This window comes from Stenotrophomonas chelatiphaga, from assembly GCF_032054965.1.
GTDB lineage: Bacteria > Pseudomonadota > Gammaproteobacteria > Xanthomonadales > Xanthomonadaceae > Stenotrophomonas > Stenotrophomonas chelatiphaga.
In genome coordinates, this window is record NZ_DAMBRS010000001.1 from 269724 (window position 1) to 287990 (window position 18267).

General features: G+C 68.3%; 16 protein-coding genes. 13 read left to right on the forward strand and 3 right to left on the reverse strand.

The window, feature by feature from the left end; translation table 11 throughout:
• Positions 1-603 precede the first annotated feature (603 nt).
• On the forward strand, positions 604-726 hold the full coding sequence (locus RTX79_RS01405; protein ID WP_312681236.1) for a hypothetical protein: 123 nt from the start codon (positions 604-606) through the stop codon (positions 724-726).
• A 255-nt stretch (positions 727-981) separates the two neighbouring features.
• Here the strand turns inward: RTX79_RS01405 and RTX79_RS01410 are convergent, their stop codons facing one another.
• Complete coding sequence (locus RTX79_RS01410; RefSeq protein ID WP_123700699.1) at positions 982-1338, reverse strand: response regulator; 357 nt, start codon at positions 1336-1338, stop codon at positions 982-984.
• On the reverse strand, positions 1331-2488 hold the full coding sequence (locus RTX79_RS01415; protein ID WP_428695927.1) for a two-component system sensor histidine kinase NtrB: 1158 nt from the start codon (positions 2486-2488) through the stop codon (positions 1331-1333). The genes RTX79_RS01410 and RTX79_RS01415 overlap by 8 nt, the downstream gene beginning before the upstream one ends.
• A 144-nt stretch (positions 2489-2632) precedes the next feature.
• Here RTX79_RS01415 and RTX79_RS01420 point away from each other — a divergent pair, with 144 nt between their 5' ends.
• The 10 genes from RTX79_RS01420 (at position 2633) to thrC (ending at position 15152) form a co-directional block, all read left to right on the forward strand.
• The gene (locus RTX79_RS01420) at positions 2633-5770 is read left to right on the forward strand and encodes a response regulator (RefSeq protein WP_312681244.1); all 3138 of its coding nucleotides are present in this window, start codon (positions 2633-2635) and stop codon (positions 5768-5770) included.
• Entirely contained in the window at positions 5767-6591 is an 825-nt protein-coding gene (locus tag RTX79_RS01425; protein ID WP_057506736.1) for a CheR family methyltransferase, read from the forward strand. Before RTX79_RS01420 ends, RTX79_RS01425 begins: the two co-directional genes overlap by 4 nt.
• Entirely contained in the window at positions 6591-7160 is a 570-nt protein-coding gene (locus RTX79_RS01430) for a chemotaxis protein CheB (RefSeq protein ID WP_123700697.1), read from the forward strand. The genes RTX79_RS01425 and RTX79_RS01430 overlap by 1 nt, the downstream gene beginning before the upstream one ends.
• Positions 7157-8269: a hybrid sensor histidine kinase/response regulator gene (locus tag RTX79_RS01435; protein WP_312681252.1), complete on the forward strand. Its 1113-nt coding sequence runs from the start codon at positions 7157-7159 to the stop codon at positions 8267-8269. Before RTX79_RS01430 ends, RTX79_RS01435 begins: the two co-directional genes overlap by 4 nt.
• Positions 8270-8314: 45 nt before the next feature.
• The gene (locus RTX79_RS01440) at positions 8315-9013 is read left to right on the forward strand and encodes an AraC family transcriptional regulator (RefSeq protein WP_312681253.1); all 699 of its coding nucleotides are present in this window, start codon (positions 8315-8317) and stop codon (positions 9011-9013) included.
• Positions 9014-9079: 66 nt separating this feature from the next.
• On the forward strand, positions 9080-10027 hold the full coding sequence (locus tag RTX79_RS01445; RefSeq protein ID WP_312681254.1) for a DMT family transporter: 948 nt from the start codon (positions 9080-9082) through the stop codon (positions 10025-10027).
• Between the two features lie 68 nt (positions 10028-10095).
• Positions 10096-10302, forward strand: coding sequence for a hypothetical protein (locus RTX79_RS01450; protein ID WP_312681255.1), 207 nt, complete (start codon positions 10096-10098; stop codon positions 10300-10302).
• Between the two features lie 85 nt (positions 10303-10387).
• The gene (thrA, locus tag RTX79_RS01455) at positions 10388-12901 is read left to right on the forward strand and encodes a bifunctional aspartate kinase/homoserine dehydrogenase I (RefSeq protein ID WP_428695928.1); all 2514 of its coding nucleotides are present in this window, start codon (positions 10388-10390) and stop codon (positions 12899-12901) included.
• Positions 12898-13812 (forward strand): homoserine kinase, encoded by a 915-nt coding sequence (locus tag RTX79_RS01460; RefSeq protein WP_312681256.1) that lies wholly within the window; start codon positions 12898-12900, stop codon positions 13810-13812. The genes thrA and RTX79_RS01460 overlap by 4 nt, the downstream gene beginning before the upstream one ends.
• Positions 13813-13838: 26 nt before the next feature.
• Complete coding sequence (thrC, locus tag RTX79_RS01465) at positions 13839-15152, forward strand: threonine synthase (protein WP_312681257.1); 1314 nt, start codon at positions 13839-13841, stop codon at positions 15150-15152.
• Between the two features lie 76 nt (positions 15153-15228).
• On the opposite strand, the gene RTX79_RS01470 is transcribed toward thrC, so the two are convergent.
• Positions 15229-15969, reverse strand: coding sequence for a Crp/Fnr family transcriptional regulator (locus RTX79_RS01470; RefSeq protein ID WP_312681258.1), 741 nt, complete (start codon positions 15967-15969; stop codon positions 15229-15231).
• Positions 15970-16111: 142 nt separating this feature from the next.
• On the opposite strand from RTX79_RS01470, the gene hisS reads away from it, so the two are divergent.
• Positions 16112-17509, forward strand: a complete 1398-nt coding sequence (gene hisS / locus RTX79_RS01475) for a histidine--tRNA ligase (protein WP_312681259.1) — start codon at positions 16112-16114, stop codon at positions 17507-17509.
• Positions 17510-17934: 425 nt separating this feature from the next.
• The gene (locus tag RTX79_RS01480; RefSeq protein WP_309686042.1) at positions 17935-18243 is read left to right on the forward strand and encodes a YerC/YecD family TrpR-related protein; all 309 of its coding nucleotides are present in this window, start codon (positions 17935-17937) and stop codon (positions 18241-18243) included.
• Positions 18244-18267: the final 24 nt, after the last annotated feature.

Here is an 18267-nt window from a genome sequence, read left to right on the forward strand (position 1 = left end):
GGCAACGTTGAGTCGATCACGGCGTTTGCGCGTCGATTGTGACATCGCCTTTCGTGCTCCGTCCCTGGGTGCGGGACGTTACCCTTAATCATTCAGCGTTGCCCTGTTGGTTTGGTGAGTCATTCAGGGGCTGAGGGACAGGTGTGCGAAGGGATTCCGGAAATGCGCACGTGTTTGCAGACCGGGGCGAGGACGGGGCGCTAGCGTGTCAGCTGCAGGCCCGATTTCCCCAAGCCGAGGATTACCCGCATGCACCTCCTGCTCGCGGTGTCAGAAGTCGCAATCGCCTTTGCCTGCGTCCTTGGTCTGGTGCATCTGGGCAGTCGTGCGCGGCAGCGGAGCAAGCGCAAAGGTAAGCGAAGTCCATTTTCAGATAAGTCTCATTGAGCTCCTGGCAGGGCGTCCTTAGCGTTGGCCCGGCAGCGGTCCGCTGCGTGGGTCACCGCTTGCGTCTTTCGACGTGCGTAGCGGCGATCTCCCGTCCTTCGGAGTGTCGTGAAATTGTCTGAACGTTCGAAAGGTCCCCGCGTAGCGGCGGGGCGTGCCGTGCCAAAAAGCCGCTTCTCCTACGCCTACGCGAAGCTGCGTCACTGGCATGTCGGGATGATGTCGGCACTCTGCCCGGCCATCCGCTATGCCTTCACCGGCGACACCGGCAGGGTGCGTTCGCATGGGGGCTGGCGCAAATCGCGCCTGCGCATCCCCAGCCTGCGTGACACCGACTGAAACGCGACGGTTGATTTCACCAAGCGGCGTCCAATGGGGTGCATGCGTCGCATGCGTCACGAAGCCGCCGATCAGTTTACCGGCCATCCGCATCGCAGGTGCCGGCGTTCCCCGTCACGAGCTGTGGTGTCGAGCGAAATCCCTCTGGGCGGCCGTTACGCCTTCTGACGGCGCAGCGTGCGGTTTACCCGCGCTGGTGCGTTCGGTGGCGGGCTGCACGCGCGGCCCGTCGCCGCGCTCGATCCTGGCGACCGATCAACGCGCGGTCAGCAGCTCGACCAGCTGCCGCAGCCGATACGGTTTGGGCAGGAATTCCACGTGCCCCGGCAACGGCGGCAGCTGCGAGCGGGCATAACCGGAGGACAGGATCATCCGTGCGCCGGGCTGGGTACGGGCGACATGTTCGCTGAGCTCGATCCCGGACATGCCGTTGGGCATGCTGACATCGCTGAACACCACGTCGTACTGACGCTCGCCGGCCATCATCGCCAGTGCTTCGTGGCCATCGGCGGTGGTGTCGACATTGATGCCCATGTCCTGCAGGGCCAGGCCGATCATGTCGCGCAGGTCTTCCTGGTCTTCGACCATGAGTACGCGGATGGAATCAGTCATTGGCGGGAACCTCCAGGGCAGGCAGCAGCAGGCTGACCGTCGTGCCACCACCTTCGGTGCTGGACACGTCGACGAAACCACCGCATTGGGTGATGAAACCGAACACCTGGCTCAGGCCCAGACCGCTGCCCTTGCCGATGTCCTTGGTCGTGAAAAACGGCTCGCTGGCCCGGGCGGCGACGTCTGGCGCCATGCCGTGGCCTTCATCCTGAACGCGGATGGCGACGAAATTACGGTAGGTGGGCGTGTCGGCCTGCGGATCCAGGCGACGCTCGATGTCCCCGATGATACAGATACGACCGCCCTGCGGCATGGCATCGCAGGCATTGCCGACCAGGTTGGACAGCGCCGCCTCCAGCTGCCCAGGATCCAGCAGCACGTCCGGCAGGTCGCTGCGCAGCTGCAGGCTGAGCGAATGATGGGCCAGGCAGCGCTGCTGCAGCGCCGCCATCGCCGGCTGCAGCCAGTTCGCGGTGGTGACGCGTTCGCGCACCAGCGTCTGGCCGGCGCCGAAGGCCAGCAGCTGCCGGGTCAGCAGCGCGCCACGGTCGGCCGCGGCCTGCGCGTTGCCGATCAGGCGTTCGGTGGTCTCATCGGCCGCACAGCGCAGCGCGATCAGGTCCAGCGCATTGTGGATGGTGGTCAGCAAATTGTTGAACTCGTGTGCCAGCCCGCGGCTGAGCTGGCTGACCTTCTCGAACTGCTGGGTGCTGGCCAGCGCACGTTGCGCATCCCGCAGCAGCACCTGTGCCTGGTAGCTTTCGGTGATATCGCGGGTCACCTTGACGAAGCCGACCAGCTGCTCGGCCTCGAATACCGGCTCGATGACCACGCTGGCGCGGAAACGACTGCCGTCACTGCGCAGGCGCCAGCCTTCCCCGGCATAGCGGCCTTCGCTTATGGCGATCGACAGCGAGCGTTCGGGCTCGCCGGCATCGCGGTCGGCGGGGCAGTGGAAACGGCTGAAGTGGGTGCCGATTACTTCCTCGGCGCTGTAGCCCTTGATCCGCTGCGCACCGGGATTCCAGGTGCAGACCACGCCGTCCGGATCCATCAGGTACAGGGCATGGTCAGTGACGCTCTCGATGAGGAGCGTCAACTGTCGGGACGTATCTGTCTGGGCGGTGAGCTTGGAGACGGCGTTTACCACGGGACTGCGCTGAAACCCCTGAGGCCGGTGACGCTAGAAGCGACAGTGTGAAGGAATTGTGTAGGCGGGCACGTGCCGAAAGTCGTGCCGGAAACGACGGGCATTCAGTTAACATCTCACTTCTTTGTGCCGGGATCTCCAACGATGACGTCAGCTTCAAGTATGCGCGACCCGTGGGTATGGGCATTGTCGGCCGCCCTGCTGGGAGCAACCGCCGCGCTTGAACTGGTTGTGCCACTTGGCTATGCGGTCTGGCTGGCGTATTTCCTGGCGATCGGCGTGACGGTATTCCAGCGCCATGCCGGGCTGCCGTTGGTGGTTGCGGTGGCGGCCTGTGTGTTCCTCGCGGTGGGCTACAACATTGCCCCCGCCAGTACCAATTCAGCTTTCTCTTTCGTCAACCGGACCATTGGCGGATTCGCCTTCCTGATGATCGCGTTGATCGTCAATCGCGCAATCCAGGCGCGCCGCGAAGCGTCCGAGGCGCTGTGGCTGCAGGAAAGCGAAAACGTGGTGGCGATGAGCCTGCGCGGCGACTTGGGGCCGGAAAAAATCGCCGAAGCGGCGATGACCACCCTGGCCGAGCACCTGAAGGCGCAGACCGCGGTGATGTACCGCATCGAGAACCACCAGTTGCTGCTGACCGGCGGCGTGGCGCTGCCGGCGTCCATTCCGCAGTCGCTGGGCCTGGAAGAAGGACAGCTGGGCCAGGTGATCCGCGAGGGCAAGGTGCGCCACCTGCAGGAAGGCGAGGGCAGCGTGCTGCAGATCAGTACCAGCCTGGGCAGCACCCAGCTGCGCGAGCGGGTGCTGGCGCCGATCTTCAGCGATGAGCAGATCGTCGGCGTGGTGGAACTGGGCCGGATCCGCCCGGGTCGTGCCCCGCAGCTGGACCGCGAGCTGCTGCAGCGCTGCGCCGACACCATCGGCATCGCGCTGCGTGCGGCGGTGCTGCGCGCGCGGCTGGCCGAGCTGCTGGAAGAATCCCAGCGCCAGGCCGAAGAACTGCAGGCCCAGCAGGAAGAGCTGCGGGTGGCCAACGAAGAACTGGAAGAGCAGAGCCGCAGCCTGCTGCATTCGCAGACCAAACTGGAGCAGCAGCAGGCCGAGATGGAACAGACCAACGTGCAGCTGGAAGAGCGCACGCATGAGCTGGAAGGCCAGAAGCAGGCGCTGCTGGTGGCGCAGGCGCAGCTGGTGCGCAATTCCAATGAACTGTCGGCCGCCTCGCGCTACAAGTCCGAGTTCCTGGCCAACATGTCGCATGAGCTGCGCACCCCGCTCAACAGCTCGCTGATCCTGGCCAAGCTGCTTTCGGACAACCGCGACGGCACGCTCAGCGACGAGCAGGTCAAGTACGCGCAGGCCATCCTGTCGTCCAACAACGACCTGCTGGCCCTGATCAACGACATTCTGGACCTGGCCCGCATCGAGGCCGGTCACGTGGAGCTGGCCGATGAAATCGTCGTAGTCGAAGGTGCACTGCAGCGCCTGCGCGAGACCTTCGAGCCGCTGGCGCGCGAAAAGGGACTGGCGCTGGAGATCGTCGCCGACGCCGGCGCGCCCAGCCAGTTCACCGCCGACAGCCAACGCCTGCAGCAGATCCTGAAGAACCTGCTGGCCAACGCGGTGAAGTTCACCGAACACGGCACGGTCAGCCTGCAGGTGCAGGCGGTCGGTCGCGACCGCGTGCGTTTCGTGGTGCGCGACAGCGGTATCGGCATCGCCGCAGAGCAGCTGGACGCCATCTTCGAAGCCTTCCGCCAGGCCGATGGCAGTACCCGCCGCCGCTACGGCGGCACCGGCCTGGGGCTTTCCATTTCGCGCGACCTGGCAACCCGCATGGGCGGTGACATCCGCGTGGACAGCGAGCCGGGTCGCGGCAGTACCTTCACGGTGGAATTGCCGCTGAGCGGAGCACCGGAACAGGCCGATGCGCCGGCAACGCTGGGCACGGCGCACGCGCCGCAGCCGGTGGTCGCCTCGGCACCGTCACCGGCCCGGGCAGCGTCCGGCGCCGGCCCGTCGCCGGTGCGCAGCGACGCGGTTCCGCCGTCGTTGGGCGCCTGGAAGACAGCCGTGGCCAACGGTGCCGGCGCCCAGCGCAGTGAGCGCCTGATCCTGGCCGTGGAAGATGACGCGACGTTCGCCGAAGCGCTGGTCGCGCTGGCGCGCGAACTTGATTTCGACTGCGTGGTGGCCACCACCGCCGAAGAAGCCTTGTCGCTGGCGCGCGAGCTGCGCCCCAGTGGCGTGCTGCTGGATATCGGCCTTCCCGATGTGTCCGGCCTGAGCGTGCTGGAGCGCCTGAAGCGCGATCCGCTGACCCGCCACATCCCCGTGCACGTGGTGTCGGGCATGGAGCGCAGCCAGCTGGCGATGGAACTGGGCGCCATCGGTTACGTGATCAAGCCGGCCACCCGTGAGCGGCTGGTCGAGGCGATCCAGCACCTGGAAAAGACCAGCCAGCGCGACGTGCGCCGTCTGCTGATCGTGGAAGACGACACCGAACTGCGCGGCAACCTGGAACTGCTGCTGGGCCGGGAGCAGCTGGAAATCACTGCCGTGGGCACCCTCGCCGAGGCGGTGCAGCAGCTCAGCAGCGCGACCTTCGACTGCATGGTGACCGACCTGGCGCTGCCCGATGGCAGTGGCTACGACCTGCTGGAGTTCATGGCCGGCAGCGAAGATGTCAGCTTCCCGCCGGTGATCGTGTATACCGGCCGCGCGCTGGGCCGCGAAGAAGAACAGCGCCTGCGCCGTTATTCCAAGAGCATCATCATCAAGGGCGCCCGCTCGCCGGAGCGCCTGCTCGACGAGGTCACCCTGTTCCTGCACAGCGTGGAAGCGAACCTGCCCAGCGACCAGCAGCGCCTGCTGCGCGAAGCGCGGCGCCGCGATTCGGTGCTCGATGGCCGCACGGTGCTGTTGGCCGAAGACGATGTGCGCAACATCTTCGCGCTGTCCAGCGTGCTCGAACCGCTGGGGGTGAAGCTGGAAATCGCCCGCAACGGCCGCGAAGCCGTCGATCGCTTGGCCAGCGTGGAAGTGGACCTGGTGCTGATGGACATCATGATGCCGGAGATGGATGGCTTGACCGCGATGCGCGAGATCCGCAGCCAGCGCCAGCACAAGGACCTGCCGATCATCGCGCTGACCGCCAAGGCCATGCCCGACGACCGCGAGCGTTGCCTGCAGGCCGGCGCCAACGACTACATCGCCAAGCCCATCGACGTCGACAAGCTGGTGTCCTTGTGCCGTGTGTGGTGCTCGCGGCAATGAACGATCAGGAGCTGTTCGACCTGGAACTGAAGGTGCTGGTGGAGGCGATCTACCAGCGCTACCACTACGATTTCCGCAACTATGCGGTGTCTTCGCTGCGGCGTCGGATGCACCAGGCGATGCAGCGCTACGAGTGTGCGCGCCTGTCGGACCTGCAGCACCGGCTGCTGCACGAGCCCGAACTGTTCACCCAGGCCATGCAGTTCTTCACCGTGCAGGTGTCGGAGATGTTCCGTGACCCGGCCTACTTCCAGGCGCTGCGCGAGCACGCCGTGCCGGTGTTGAAGACCTATCCGTCGATCAAGCTGTGGGTGGCCGGCTGCAGCACCGGCGAGGAAGTCTGGTCGCTGGCGATCCTGCTGCAGGAAGAGGGGCTGCTGGACCGCAGCATCATCTACGCCACCGACATCAACCCGGCTGCTTTGGCGGCCGCCGAGTCGGGCACCTACGGCATCGACCGCATCGCCCAGTTCAGCCGCAATTACCTGCAGGCCGGCGGTCACGGTTCGTTGTCGGACTACTACACCACCGGCTACGACGGGGCGATGTTCGATCGTCGCCTGCGCCGCAACGTGGTGTTCGCCGACCACAGCCTGGCCACTGACACGGTGTTTTCCGAAGTGCACCTGGTGTCCTGCCGCAACGTGCTGATCTACTTCAACCGGCCGCTGCAGGACCGCGCCGTCGGCCTGTTCCGCGAAGCGCTGGTGCATCGCGGTTTCCTGGGCCTGGGCAGCAAGGAATCGCTGCAGTTCGGCGAGCATGGCAACGCCTTTGAAGCCGCCGCGCGCGAACAGCGCCTGTACCGGAAGGCGGCCTGATGGACGCCCTGGTCCCGCGCCTGTTGGTGATCGGTGCTTCGGCCGGCGGCGTTTCGGCGCTGCAGCGGGTGCTGGGTGCGCTGCCGGCGGCGCTGCCCTGCCCGGCGCTGGTGGTGCTGCACATCCCCCGTGACCGGCCCAGCCGCATCGCCGAACTGCTCGATCCGGGCTCGGCGTTGCGGGTGCGCGAGGCCGAGGACAAGCAGCCGCTGGAGGTGGGCACGGTGACCTTCGCGCCACCGGACTACCATATGCTGGTCGAAGACGAAGCCTCCATCGCGCTGTCGCTGGATGAGGCCGTGTTGTTCTCGCGCCCGGCCATCGACCCGTTGTTCGAATCGGCCGCGGCGGTGTTTGGCCCCGATGTACTGGCGATCCTGCTGACCGGGGCCAGCAGCGATGGCAGCGAAGGCGTGGCCGCGGTGCGCCAGGCCGGTGGCCAGGCCTGGCTGCAATGCCCCGAAGATGCCGAGGCGTCGATGATGCCTGCCTCGGCCCTGCAGCGTGCCGGCGCCGATGCGGTGCTGACGCTGGACGAGATATGCGAATGCCTGAAGGAAATGAAATGAACCTGCTTGCTCCCGCGCCAGTGGCAGACGCCTCGCCGGTCAACATACTGATCGTCGATGACGTGCCGCAGAACCTGGTCGCGATGGAAGCGCTGCTGCGCCGTGATGGCCTGCGCATCCTCTGCGCTGCCTCCGGCAACGAGGCGCTGGAACTGCTGCTTGAACACGAAGTCGCACTGGCCCTGCTGGACGTGCAGATGCCGGAAATGGATGGTTTCGCGCTGGCCGAACTGATGCGCGGCTCGGCGCGCAGCCGCGATGTGCCGATCATCTTCCTGACCGCCTCGCCGCAGGATCCGGTGCGTGCGTTCAAGGGCTATGAAAGCGGTGCCGTGGACTTCCTGCACAAGCCGATCGAACCGCAGATCATCCTCGGCAAGCTCGGTGTGTTCATCGAGCTCTATCAGCAGAAGCGCCTGTTGAAATCGCGCAACGAAGCGCTGGAGCGCGCGCTGACGCTCAACGAAACCATGATGGCGGTGCTGACCCACGACCTGCGCACGCCGTTGTCGGCGATCCTGCTGTGTGCGGACAAACTGTCGCTCGACATTCCGGCCGATGCCAGCGCGCAGCAGACCCTGCGCCACCTGGAAACCAGCACGCTGCGGATGGCGCGCATGGTTGACCAGCTGCTCGATTTCTCCCGCATCCGCTCCGGCGGGCTGCGCCTGGAGCGCACCCCGTGCAACGCCGCCAGCGTGGTGGACGCGGTCGTGCAGGAAGTGGAGCAGGGCAATGCGACGGCCGCGATCGAAGTGGTCGCGCTGGGCGATGCGCGCATGCAGGGCGACCCGGACCGGCTGGCGCAGGTGGCCTCCAACCTGATCGGCAATGCGCTGCTGCATGGTGGGCAGGCGCCGATCCAGGTGCACGTGGATGGCGAGGATCCCGCCCAGGTGGTGCTGCGCGTGCGCAACCGCGGGCAGATCGGTGAAAGCCTGCTGCCGCGCCTGTTCGAACCGTTCAAGGCCAGCTTCCACGCCAGCAAGGGACTGGGCCTGGGCCTGTTCATCGCCGACCAGTTCGTGCGTGCGCACGGCGGCCAGCTGCAGGCACGCAACGAAGCGCAGGACGTGGTGTTCGAAGCCCGGCTGCCGCGCCGGGCCTGACCGGCCGGCATTGCGCGGCCGCCATCGCGGCGGCAGACTCCTGCCATGCACGCGCCGCGCTTCCATGTCCGCAGTTACGGTGACGCCTGGGGCGGCGATCGCCATGCGTACGCCCAGTGGGTGTTGCCGTTGCACGGTGAGCTGCAGTTCGAGCTCGACGGTCACGGTGCGCGGCTGGATGCGCTGCAGGGCGTGTTCGTGGCGCCCGGCGAGAACCATGACCAGGTCGGGCAGGGCATCAACCAGCACCTGATCATCGACTGCGACGCCGCCTGGTTCGACGACCACACCCTGGAACACCTGCGCGGGCAGCGCTGGCTGTCGTTGCCGCAGGCGCTGCGTACCTCGTTGCAGGCACTACCGGCCGGGAGCTCGGGCGAGCACCTGCTGCCGCTGCTGCTGCAGGCATTCGCGCCCGATGGCAGCGGTGCACGCCTGCAGGCCTTGTGCGCTCGCATCCAGGCGGCCCCCGGCGAAGCCTGGCCGGTGGAACGCATGGCACGCGTGGCAGGCCTGAGCAGCAGCCACCTGCACGCCCGTTTCCTGCGCGAGCTGGGGCTGCCGCCGCAGGCCTGGCTGAGTGCGCTGCGGCTGCGCTGGGCGCGCCACCTGCTGCGCAGCACCCAGGTGCCGATCAGCACTGTCGCCCAGCTCGCCGGTTACTCCGAACAGAGCGCGCTGAGCCGTGCGTTGCGGCGCGAGACCGGGCTCACCCCGTCGATGTGGCGGCGCCAGTCACCGTAGCCCGGGTCAAGACGCGCGCCACCGCGGCGCACTAGACTTCGCGCCTGTCTGCAGCATGGGTGTGCGATGAATCGTTCGATGGGCGTGGGGATCGGCAACGGTGTGATGGCCGGTGCGCTGTGGGGCGTGGTGTTCCTGGCCCCTGCGGTATTGCTGGCATTCGATGCCCTGCAGCTGTCGGCCGGCCGCTACCTGATCTACGGGCTGGTGGCACTGTTGTTGCTGGCGCCGCGCTGGAAGCGGCTGGCGCCGCGGATCGGCATGGCCGAATGGCGCGGACTGGTGTGGCTGAGCCTGGCCGGCAACCTGGTGTATTTCCTGCTGCTGGCCACGGCGGTGCAGTGGGCGGGCGGCGCGGCTGCTTCGCTGATCGTCGGGCTGATTCCGGTGGTGGTGACCCTGGTCGCGGTGCGCGAAGAAGGCGCGGTGCAGCTGCGCCAACTGGCGCCGGCGCTGCTGCTGTGCCTGCTGGGCGTGGCGCTGGTGGGCTACGAAGCCCTGGTGTCCGAACATGTGCAGACGCCGTGGCGGCAGCGCGTGCTGGGCCTTGTATGTGCCTTCGGCGCGCTGCTATCATGGGCGGCGTATTCGGTGGGCAACAGCCGCTGGCTGGCCCGCCGCCCGGATCTGTCCGCACACGATTGGTCGCTGCTCACCGGCGTGGTCACCGGTGCCCTGGCGCTGCTGCTGGTGCCGTCGGCGTTCCTGTTCGATGGCAGCGTGCACGCGCCGGCCCAGTGGGGACTGTTCTGGATGGTCAGCGCCGGCGTTGCGGTGATCGCCTCGCTGCTTGGCAATGCCTGCTGGAACCGCGCCAGCCGGCTGCTGCCGCTGACCCTGACCGGACAGATGATCGTGTTCGAGACCCTGTTCGCGCTGCTGTATGGCTTCGCCTGGCAGCGGCGTTGGCCCACCCTGCTGGAAACCATTGCGATCGGCTGCCTGGTGGCAGGCGTGCTGTGGTGCGCGCACGCACACCGTGCGCCGCCGGCGATCGCCGAGCATGCCGGCTGAACGCAGGCGTGGCCTGCATCGTGTCTGATGCAACCATTTTCGCCGGCGTTGGCTGCTGATGAAGGGACGTGTTTTCTGCACTGCAACACTTGACAGCGGCTTGCCCGGCGGTGTTTTCTAGCGGCATGGTCCTTGCCGCCGCCACCTTCGCCTCGCTTCCTGCCGCTTCTGCGGCAGGCCTGCGCGCGGGCTCCATGGCCGGCACCACCACCATTACCACCATTACCACCACCACCACCACCACCCGCAGGGTGCGGTCCGTCGTCTTCGCGTAACTCACGAAAACCACGGCCCCGCACCGAACCAGGTGGCGGGGAAACCTTCCACTGGCGCGATGCGGGGCCTCCCACCGAGGTCACCATGTCCATTGCCGCTGCTGCACCCTCCGCCGATTCCGCTCCGCTCCGTTCCGCCGTGCAACCGCACGTGGTGGTGCACAAGTTCGGCGGCACCTCCGTCGCCGATGCCGACTGCTACCGCCACGTCGCGCGACTGCTGCAGGCGCGTCCGGAAGCGCTGCAGGTCACCGTGGTGTCTGCCATGAAGGGCGTGACCGATGCGCTGATCGCGCTGGCGCGGTTGGCCGCAGCCGGCGATGCGCAGTGGCGCGAAGACTGGCATGACCTGCGTGCCCGCCATCGCGGCGCGGCTGCTTCGCTGCTCGGTGAACACGCCGGCGCCAGCGTGGAATGGCTCGATGCGCGGTTCGATGAGCTCGCCGAACTGCTGGCCGCCCTGGCGGTGATCGGTGGCCTGCCCGAGGAGGTGCTTGACCGCGTGCAGGGCCTCGGTGAAGTGTGTTCGGCACACTTGCTGGGCCAGCATTTCCTGGCCAGCGGCGAGCCGTGCGCGGTGCTGGATGCGCGCGAGGTGCTGGTGGTCGAACACGGCGAGCTGGGTGTCAACGTGGATTGGGAAACCAGCGCACAGCGCCTGCACGCGTGGCGGCAGGCGAACGTGCAGCCGCGCATCGTGGTCACCGGCTTCATCGCCCGCGACCGCCGGGACCGCATCACCACCCTCGGCCGCAACGGCAGTGATTACTCCGGGGCGATCTTCGCTGCGCTGTTCAACGCCGATGAGCTGCAGATCTGGACCGACGTCGATGGCGTTCTGTCGGCTGATCCGCGGCTGGTGCCCGAAGCGGTGCAGCTTGAAGCGTTGAGCTACGACGAGGCCTGTGAACTGGCCTACTTCGGGGCCAAGGTGGTGCATCCGCAGACCATGTCCCCGGCGATCCAGCGCGGCCTGCCGATCCTGATCCGCAATACGTTCCAGCCCGAACACCCCGGCACGCGCATCACCGCCGAGCGCTCGGTGCGCGGGCCGATCAAGGGCCTGACCCTGAGTGCGGAGCTGGCCGTGCTGAACCTGGAAGGCACCGGCCTGATCGGCGTGCCGGGCACGGCGGAGCGGGTGTTTTCCGCGCTGCGCCAGGCGCAGGTGTCGGTGGTGATGATCTCGCAGGGGTCTTCGGAACACTCGATCTGCTGCGTGGTCCGCGGCAATGAATCCGAACGCGGCCGCGACGCGCTGCTGCAGGCGTTCGCCCATGAGCTGGCAGTCGGCCAGGTCCAGCGGGTGCAGCTGCGTGGCGGGGTCAGCGTGCTGGCGGCGGTGGGGGATGGGATGGCCGGCCAGCCCGGCGTGGCCGCGCGCCTGTTCGAATCGCTTGGCAGGGCGCAGGTCAACATCCTGGCCATCGCGCAGGGCTCGTCGGAACGAAACATCTCGGTCGCGGTGGACAGTGGCGATGCCACCCGCGCGCTGCGCGCGGCGCATGCCGGTTTCTGGCTGTCACCGCAGACCTTCGCGGTCGGGGTGATCGGGCCAGGCAACGTCGGCGCGGCACTGCTGGACCAGCTGCAGGCCGCGCAGCCGCAGCTGCTGGGCAAGGCCAACATCGACCTGCGCCTGCGCGCGGTGGCGTCACGGCGCGGCATGCACCTGGCCCCGCGCGCGCTGCAGGGGCCTTGGCGGGCTGCCCTGGCCGACGCAGCGTCGACCAGCGACCTGGACGCGTTCACCGCGCACCTGCTGTCGGCGCACCTGCCGCATGCGGTGGTCATTGATTGCAGCGGCAGTGCCGAGGTCGCCGGGCGCTACGAAGGCTGGCTGGCGGCCGGCATCCACGTGGTCACCCCGAACAAACAGGCCGGCTCCGGTCCGCTGGCACGCTACCAGTCGATCCGCGCTGCGGCCGCCGCCAGCGGGGCGCGCTTCCGTTACGAGGCCACCGTGGGCGCGGGCCTGCCGGTGATCACCACGCTGCGCGACCTGGTCGATACCGGCGATGAGGTGCTGTCCATCGAAGGCATCTTCTCCGGCACGCTGGCCTGGCTGTTCAACCGCTTCGATGGCAGCCAGCCGTTCTCTGCGCTGGTGGAGCAGGCGCGTGGCATGGGCTATACCGAACCGGACCCGCGCGATGACCTGTCCGGCATCGACGTGGCACGCAAGCTGGTGATCCTGGCGCGCGAAGCCGGCCGCGACCTGAGCCTGGAACAGGTGCAGGTCGAAAGCCTGGTGCCTGAGGCGCTGCGTGCGGGCAGCGTGGATGCGTTCATGCAGCGCCTGGGCGACAACGACGACGCGCTGCTGCAGCGCCTGCAGCAGGCCCGCGCACGCGGCGCCGTGCTGCGCTATGTCGCTGCGCTGTCCGCGCAGGGCGCATCGGTCGGGCTGGTGGAAATACCGCTGGACCATGCCTTCGCCAACCTCAAACTGACCGACAACGTGGTGCAGTTCCGCACCCGGCGCTACTGCGACAATCCGCTGGTGGTGCAGGGCCCCGGCGCCGGTCCGGAAGTCACCGCGGCCGGCGTGTTCGCCGATCTGCTGCGGGTGGCGGCTGGTGAAGGAGCGCGCCTGTGATCGCACGTGCCTTTGCACCGGCATCGGTCGGCAACGTGGGGGTGGGCTTCGACATCCTCGGCCATGCCATCGCCGGTGTCGGTGACACGGTGAGCGTGCGCCGCATCGCCGAGCGCGAGGTGCGCATCGAGGCCATCCGCGGGGCGGACGTGCCGCTGCCACGGGAGGCTGCGTTGAACACCGCCGGTGCCTCCCTGCTGGCGTTGCGGCAGGCGCTGGACCTGCCGTTCGGCTTCGCGGTGGAGATCGACAAGGGCATCCCGTTGGGATCGGGCATGGGCGGCTCGGCGGCCTCGTGCGTGGCCGCGCTGGTGGCTGCCAATGCGCTGCTGGTCAGCCCGCTGGACCGCCACGCGCTGTATCGCTTCGCGCTGGAAGGCGAACTGGTGGCCAGCGGTGGTCGCCATGGCGACAACCTCGGCCCGATGCTGCTGGGTGGGCTGGTGCTGAGCACCGCCGACCGGCTGGTGCCGATCCCGGTGCCGGCGCGCTGGCACAGCCTGCTGGTGCACCCGGATGCGGTGCTGGAAACGCGCCGCGCCCGCGCCGCGTTGCAGGGCAGCTACGCGCTGGGTGATTTCGTGGCGCAGAGCGCCAACCTGGCGCTGGTACTGGCCGGCTGCCACCAGGGCGATGCGGCGCTGGTGCGTGCGGGCCTGCGTGACGTGCTGGTCGAACCGCGCCGCGCGCCGTTGATCATCGGCTTCGACGCCGCGCGCGATGCCGCGCTGGCGGCCGGGGCGATGGGGGCCAGCATCTCCGGCGCCGGCCCCAGTGTGTTCGCCTGGTTCGAAGACCAGGCCAGTGCCCAGGCCGGTGCCGCGCCGGTGCAGGCGGCGTTCGCTGCCGCCGGCTTCGACAGCCAGGCCTGGGTGTCTTCGCTGGCGGCGCCAGCGGCGGTGCTGTTGTGACTCTCTCCCCCCTACAGGAACGTGCGATGCGCTTTGTCTCTACCCGCGGCCAGTCTCCTGCCGTTTCGCTCAGTGCGGCGATCGCCGCGGGGCTGGCGCCCGATGGCGGCCTGTACGTGCCGGAACAGCTGCCCGCGCCGCGCCAATGGGTCGCGACGCCAAGCCTGGCGCAGACCGCCGCGCAGGTGCTGGCACCGTTCTTCGACGGCGACCCGCTGGCGGATGCGCTGCCGGCGATCTGCGCCGAAGCCTTCGATTTCCCGGTGCCGCTGCGTGCCTTGCCGCGTCGCGGCGACCACGTGCTGGAACTCTTCCACGGGCCCACGGCCGCGTTCAAGGATGTCGGCGCGCGTTTCCTCGCCGCCACCCTGGCGCGGCTGCGCAGCGGCGCGTCGACGCCGCTGACGATCGTGGTGGCCACCTCCGGCGATACCGGTGCCGCCGTCGCGGCGGCCTTCCATCGCCAGCTGGGCCTGCGCGTGGTGGTGCTGTATCCCGATGGCCGGGTGTCGCCGCGGCAGGCGCACCAGCTGGGCTGCTTCGGCGACAACATCCAGGCCTTCCGCGTCGCCGGTTCGTTCGATGACTGCCAGGCGCTGGTCAAGCAGGCGCTCGGCGATGCCGCGCTGCAGGCCGCGGTGCCGCTCAGTTCGGCCAACAGCATCAGCCTGGGCCGGCTGCTGCCGCAGATGAGTTACTACGCCCATGCCGCGCTCCAGCACCAGCAGGCGGGCAGGGCGGCGTTGAACCTGGTGATCCCCACCGGCAACCTCGGCAATGCGATGGCCGCGATCCTGGCCCGGGCCATCGGCCTGCCGATCGGGCGCATCGCCCTGGCCACCAATGCCAACGATGTGCTGCCGCGCTACTTCGCCGGTGCTGACTACCATCCCGCACACAGCGTGGCCACCACCGCCAACGCCATGGACGTCGGCGCGCCGAGCAACTTCGAGCGGCTGCGCTGGCTGTTCAATGGCGATGATGCGGCGTTGCGCCAGGCCTTCACCGCAGAGGCGGTGGATGACGTGGCGATCCGCGCGACCATCGCCAGCGCACATGCCGGCAGCGGCGACGTGTTCTGCCCGCACACCGCCACCGCGGTCACGGTGCTCAACGCGCTGCGCGCCAGGGGAAGCAAGGGTGACTGGGCGGTGGTGGCCACCGCGCACCCGGCCAAGTTCGAATCGGTGGTGGAACCGTTGATTGGTGAAACGGTGGCGGTGCCGCCGGCGCTGGATGCACTGCTGCACAGGCCGGCACACGCCGAGCCGCTGGCGGCCGACTATGCGGCGTTCCGTGCGGTGCTGCAGGCCGGCTTGCCGAGCCCGGAACGCCGGTAGCGCCGACCCATGGTCGGCGAGCGCGCAGCGCGGCCTGGGTCCGGCTGACGCCAGCCGTCGCCCCGCGCGCAGCGCCTTACCCGGTGGCCAACGTCCGCAGCGCCGGCTCGTCCAGCAGCTCCACCACGTTCAGGTGGGGCAGGGCGATCAACGCCTGCTGGCGCAGGCGGGTGAAGGTACGGCTGACCGTTTCCATGGTCAGTCCGAGATGGTCGGCGATGTCGCCGCGGCCCATCGGCAGGGTGACCCGCAGCGGGTCACCGCCCAGCCGCGCCTCGCGCGCGGCCAGCCGCAGCAGGAAATCGGCGACCTTCTCGGTGGGCTGCAGGCGGGCCAGTGACAGCGCGGCATCCTGCGCCTCGTCCAGCGCCTGGCAGGCGCGCTGCAGCAGTTTGCGTTCCAGGTGCGGGTAGCGGCTGCGCAGGTCGCGCATATGCGCCAGCGAGACCCGGCAGACGCGGCTGTCGGCGATGGCTTCCACATCGTGGCGATGATGGTCGCTGCTGCTCAGCCCCAGGTAATCGCCCGGCAGCACGAAGCCGTTGATCTGGCGGCGGCCATCGGACAGCGTGCGCACCAGCCGCAGGGCGCCCTGGGTCAAGGTATAGACATGCTGGCGCGGTTCACCGGCGCGGGCCAGCGTGGCGCCCATCGCCACCTGCTGGGACACCGTGACCGCTTCCAGCGCCTGTACTTCTTCGGGCGACAGCGCCGAACACACCGCCAGGTGGCGCACCGAACAGTGCAGGCAGGCCTGCGTCGTACAGCCGGGGGCGGTACGCAGCGTGTCGGCAGGGGCGGGATCAGGGCGCGACATGGCGTGGGGGCGACGCGTGCGGCAGGGGAAGTGCCCATGATACGGCATGTGGTCGCTTGGCCCTGGCGCAGGCGCGCCGGCCGGTGCAGCCGCTACAATAACCGTCCTTGCCCTTCCCCCCCGTTTTTCGCAGGAGCCCCACGTGATCAAGCCCCGTACCCCGCCCGGCATCATGGAACTGCTGCCGCGCGAGCAGATTGCGTTCCAGCGCATGCTGGACGTCATCCGCCGCAACTACGAGCGGTTCGGGTTCCTGCCGGTGGAAACCCCGGTGTTCGAGCTGTCCGACGTGCTGCTGACCAAATCCGGCGGCGAAACCGAGCGCCAGGTGTATTTCGTGCAGTCCACCGGCGCGCTGGCCAATGCCGCCCAGGCCGGTGATACCTCGCTGCCCGAATTGGCACTGCGCTTCGACCTGACCGTGCCGCTGGCGCGTTACGTGGCCGAACACGAGCACGAGCTGACCTTCCCGTTCCGCCGCTACCAGATGCAGCGCGTCTACCGTGGCGAGCGCGCCCAGCGCGGCCGCTTCCGCGAGTTCTACCAGTGCGATATCGATGTGATCGGAAAGGATGCGCTGAGCATCCGCTACGACGCCGAAGTGCTGGCGGTGATCCACGCGGTGTTCTCGGAACTGCGCATCGGTGCTTTCGCCGTGCAGCTGAACAACCGCAAGCTGCTGCGCGGGTTCTTTGAAACGCTCGGCGTGGCCGAGGGCGAGCGCCAGCTGGCCGTGCTGCGTGAAGTGGACAAGCTGGACAAGCGCGGCGCGGACTATGTCCGAGACACCCTGGTCGGCGCCGATTTCAACATCCCGGCCGCGCAGGTCGAGCGCATCCTGGCCTTCGTCGCCGTGCGTTCGCAGGGCCATGACGATGCGCTGGCGCAGCTTGCCCTGCTGGAAGCCGATGCGGCCGCCAGCGAGACCCTGCGCACCGGCGTGGCCGAGCTGCGCGAAGTGCTGCAGCTGGTCAAGGCGTTGGGCGTGCCGGAGCAGGCGTACTGCCTGAACTTCTCCATCGCCCGCGGCCTGGATTACTACACCGGCACGGTCTACGAGACCCTGCTGTCCGACCACCCGCAGATCGGCTCGATCTGCTCGGGCGGCCGCTACGAAGACCTCGCCAGCCACTACAGCAAGTCCAAGCTGCCCGGCGTGGGCATCTCCATCGGGCTGACGCGGCTGTTCTGGCAGCTGCGCGAAGCCGGCCTGATCGAAGGCATCGAGGCCAGCAGCGTGCATGCGCTCGTGGCGCTGATGGATGAGCAGGGCATGCCGCATTCGCTGGATATCGCCCGCCGCCTGCGCGTGGGCGGGATCAACACCGAAGTGCAGATGGAAGCGAAGAAGATCGGCAAGCAGTTCCAGTACGCGGCCAAGGCCGGCATCCGGTTCGTGGTGCTGGCGGGCGAGGATGAACTGGCGCGCGGCGTGGTGGCGGTCAAGGACCTGCTGCGTGAACAGCAGTTCGAAGTCTCCCGCGAGGAGCTGGCCAGCACCCTGCAGGTGGAACTGGAGCAGGCCCGCGCGATGGCGTAAAACGCCACGCGAGCCGCCGGTAGCGCCGACGCATGGTCGGCGGCCTTTACACGCGTGCCCTGACGCATGACGCCGATCATGGATCGGCGCTACCGCTGTTACGCCACAGGTCGCGCGCGGACTGTCAGGGCCGGGCGGTGGGGCGGGGGCGTTGAGCGCCAGGGACGGCGCGAAACGAGGCCCGCATGGGTGAGGGCACTTTGCTTGCGAAGCACCGCTTCGCAAGCGCCCGAACGCACAGCCGCCCAGCGGCTGGCCGGACCCCGGAGGGGCGGCTCTTGCCGTCCCCCGACCCGCCCCACCGCCCCACCGCCCGGCCCAACCCCAATAGACCGCTTCCACACCGGCACCCGCCGGTTTGACTGTCAGGTCGTGTTTGCGTTAATGTACTAGCGCGCTATTACATTGATACCCGCTCCGACCCGATGAAAGCCCGTCCCGCCCCCGATCAGAAAGACACCCAGGCCGACCTTGCCTCGCTGGCTGAGGCCTTTGCCGCCCTGCGCGAGCCGGCCGAAGTGGCCGCCTTCCTGCGCGACCTGTGCACCCCGGCCGAACTGGAAGCCATTGCCGATCGCTGGAAGGTGGTCCCGCTGCTGCAGCAGGGCGTGCCGTATCGCGAGATCCACGAGCGCACCGGGGTCAGCGTGACCACCACCGGGCGCGTGGCGCGTTCGCTGGAGCATGGCCATCGCGGCTACGCCGCCGCCATTGCCCGCCTCGCCACGCGCTGATCGCCCTTTCCGGAGCGCCCCCGC

Bases quoted from the DNA above. Each gene is read 5' to 3' on its own strand.
- RTX79_RS01405 (WP_312681236.1), top strand. From the start codon at position 604: ATGATGTCGGCACTCTGCCCGGCCATCCGCTATGCCTTCACCGGCGAC.
- RTX79_RS01410 (WP_123700699.1), bottom strand. From the start codon at position 1,338: ATGACTGATTCCATCCGCGTACTCATGGTCGAAGACCAGGAAGACCTG.
- RTX79_RS01420 (WP_312681244.1), top strand. From the start codon at position 2,633: ATGACGTCAGCTTCAAGTATGCGCGACCCGTGGGTATGGGCATTGTCG.
- RTX79_RS01425 (WP_057506736.1), top strand. From the start codon at position 5,767: ATGAACGATCAGGAGCTGTTCGACCTGGAACTGAAGGTGCTGGTGGAG.
- RTX79_RS01430 (WP_123700697.1), top strand. From the start codon at position 6,591: ATGGACGCCCTGGTCCCGCGCCTGTTGGTGATCGGTGCTTCGGCCGGC.
- RTX79_RS01435 (WP_312681252.1), top strand. From the start codon at position 7,157: ATGAACCTGCTTGCTCCCGCGCCAGTGGCAGACGCCTCGCCGGTCAAC.
- RTX79_RS01440 (WP_312681253.1), top strand. From the start codon at position 8,315: ATGCACGCGCCGCGCTTCCATGTCCGCAGTTACGGTGACGCCTGGGGC.
- RTX79_RS01445 (WP_312681254.1), top strand. From the start codon at position 9,080: ATGAATCGTTCGATGGGCGTGGGGATCGGCAACGGTGTGATGGCCGGT.
- thrA (WP_428695928.1), top strand. From the start codon at position 10,388: ATGTCCATTGCCGCTGCTGCACCCTCCGCCGATTCCGCTCCGCTCCGT.
- thrC (WP_312681257.1), top strand. From the start codon at position 13,839: ATGCGCTTTGTCTCTACCCGCGGCCAGTCTCCTGCCGTTTCGCTCAGT.
- RTX79_RS01470 (WP_312681258.1), bottom strand. From the start codon at position 15,969: ATGTCGCGCCCTGATCCCGCCCCTGCCGACACGCTGCGTACCGCCCCC.
- RTX79_RS01480 (WP_309686042.1), top strand. From the start codon at position 17,935: ATGAAAGCCCGTCCCGCCCCCGATCAGAAAGACACCCAGGCCGACCTT.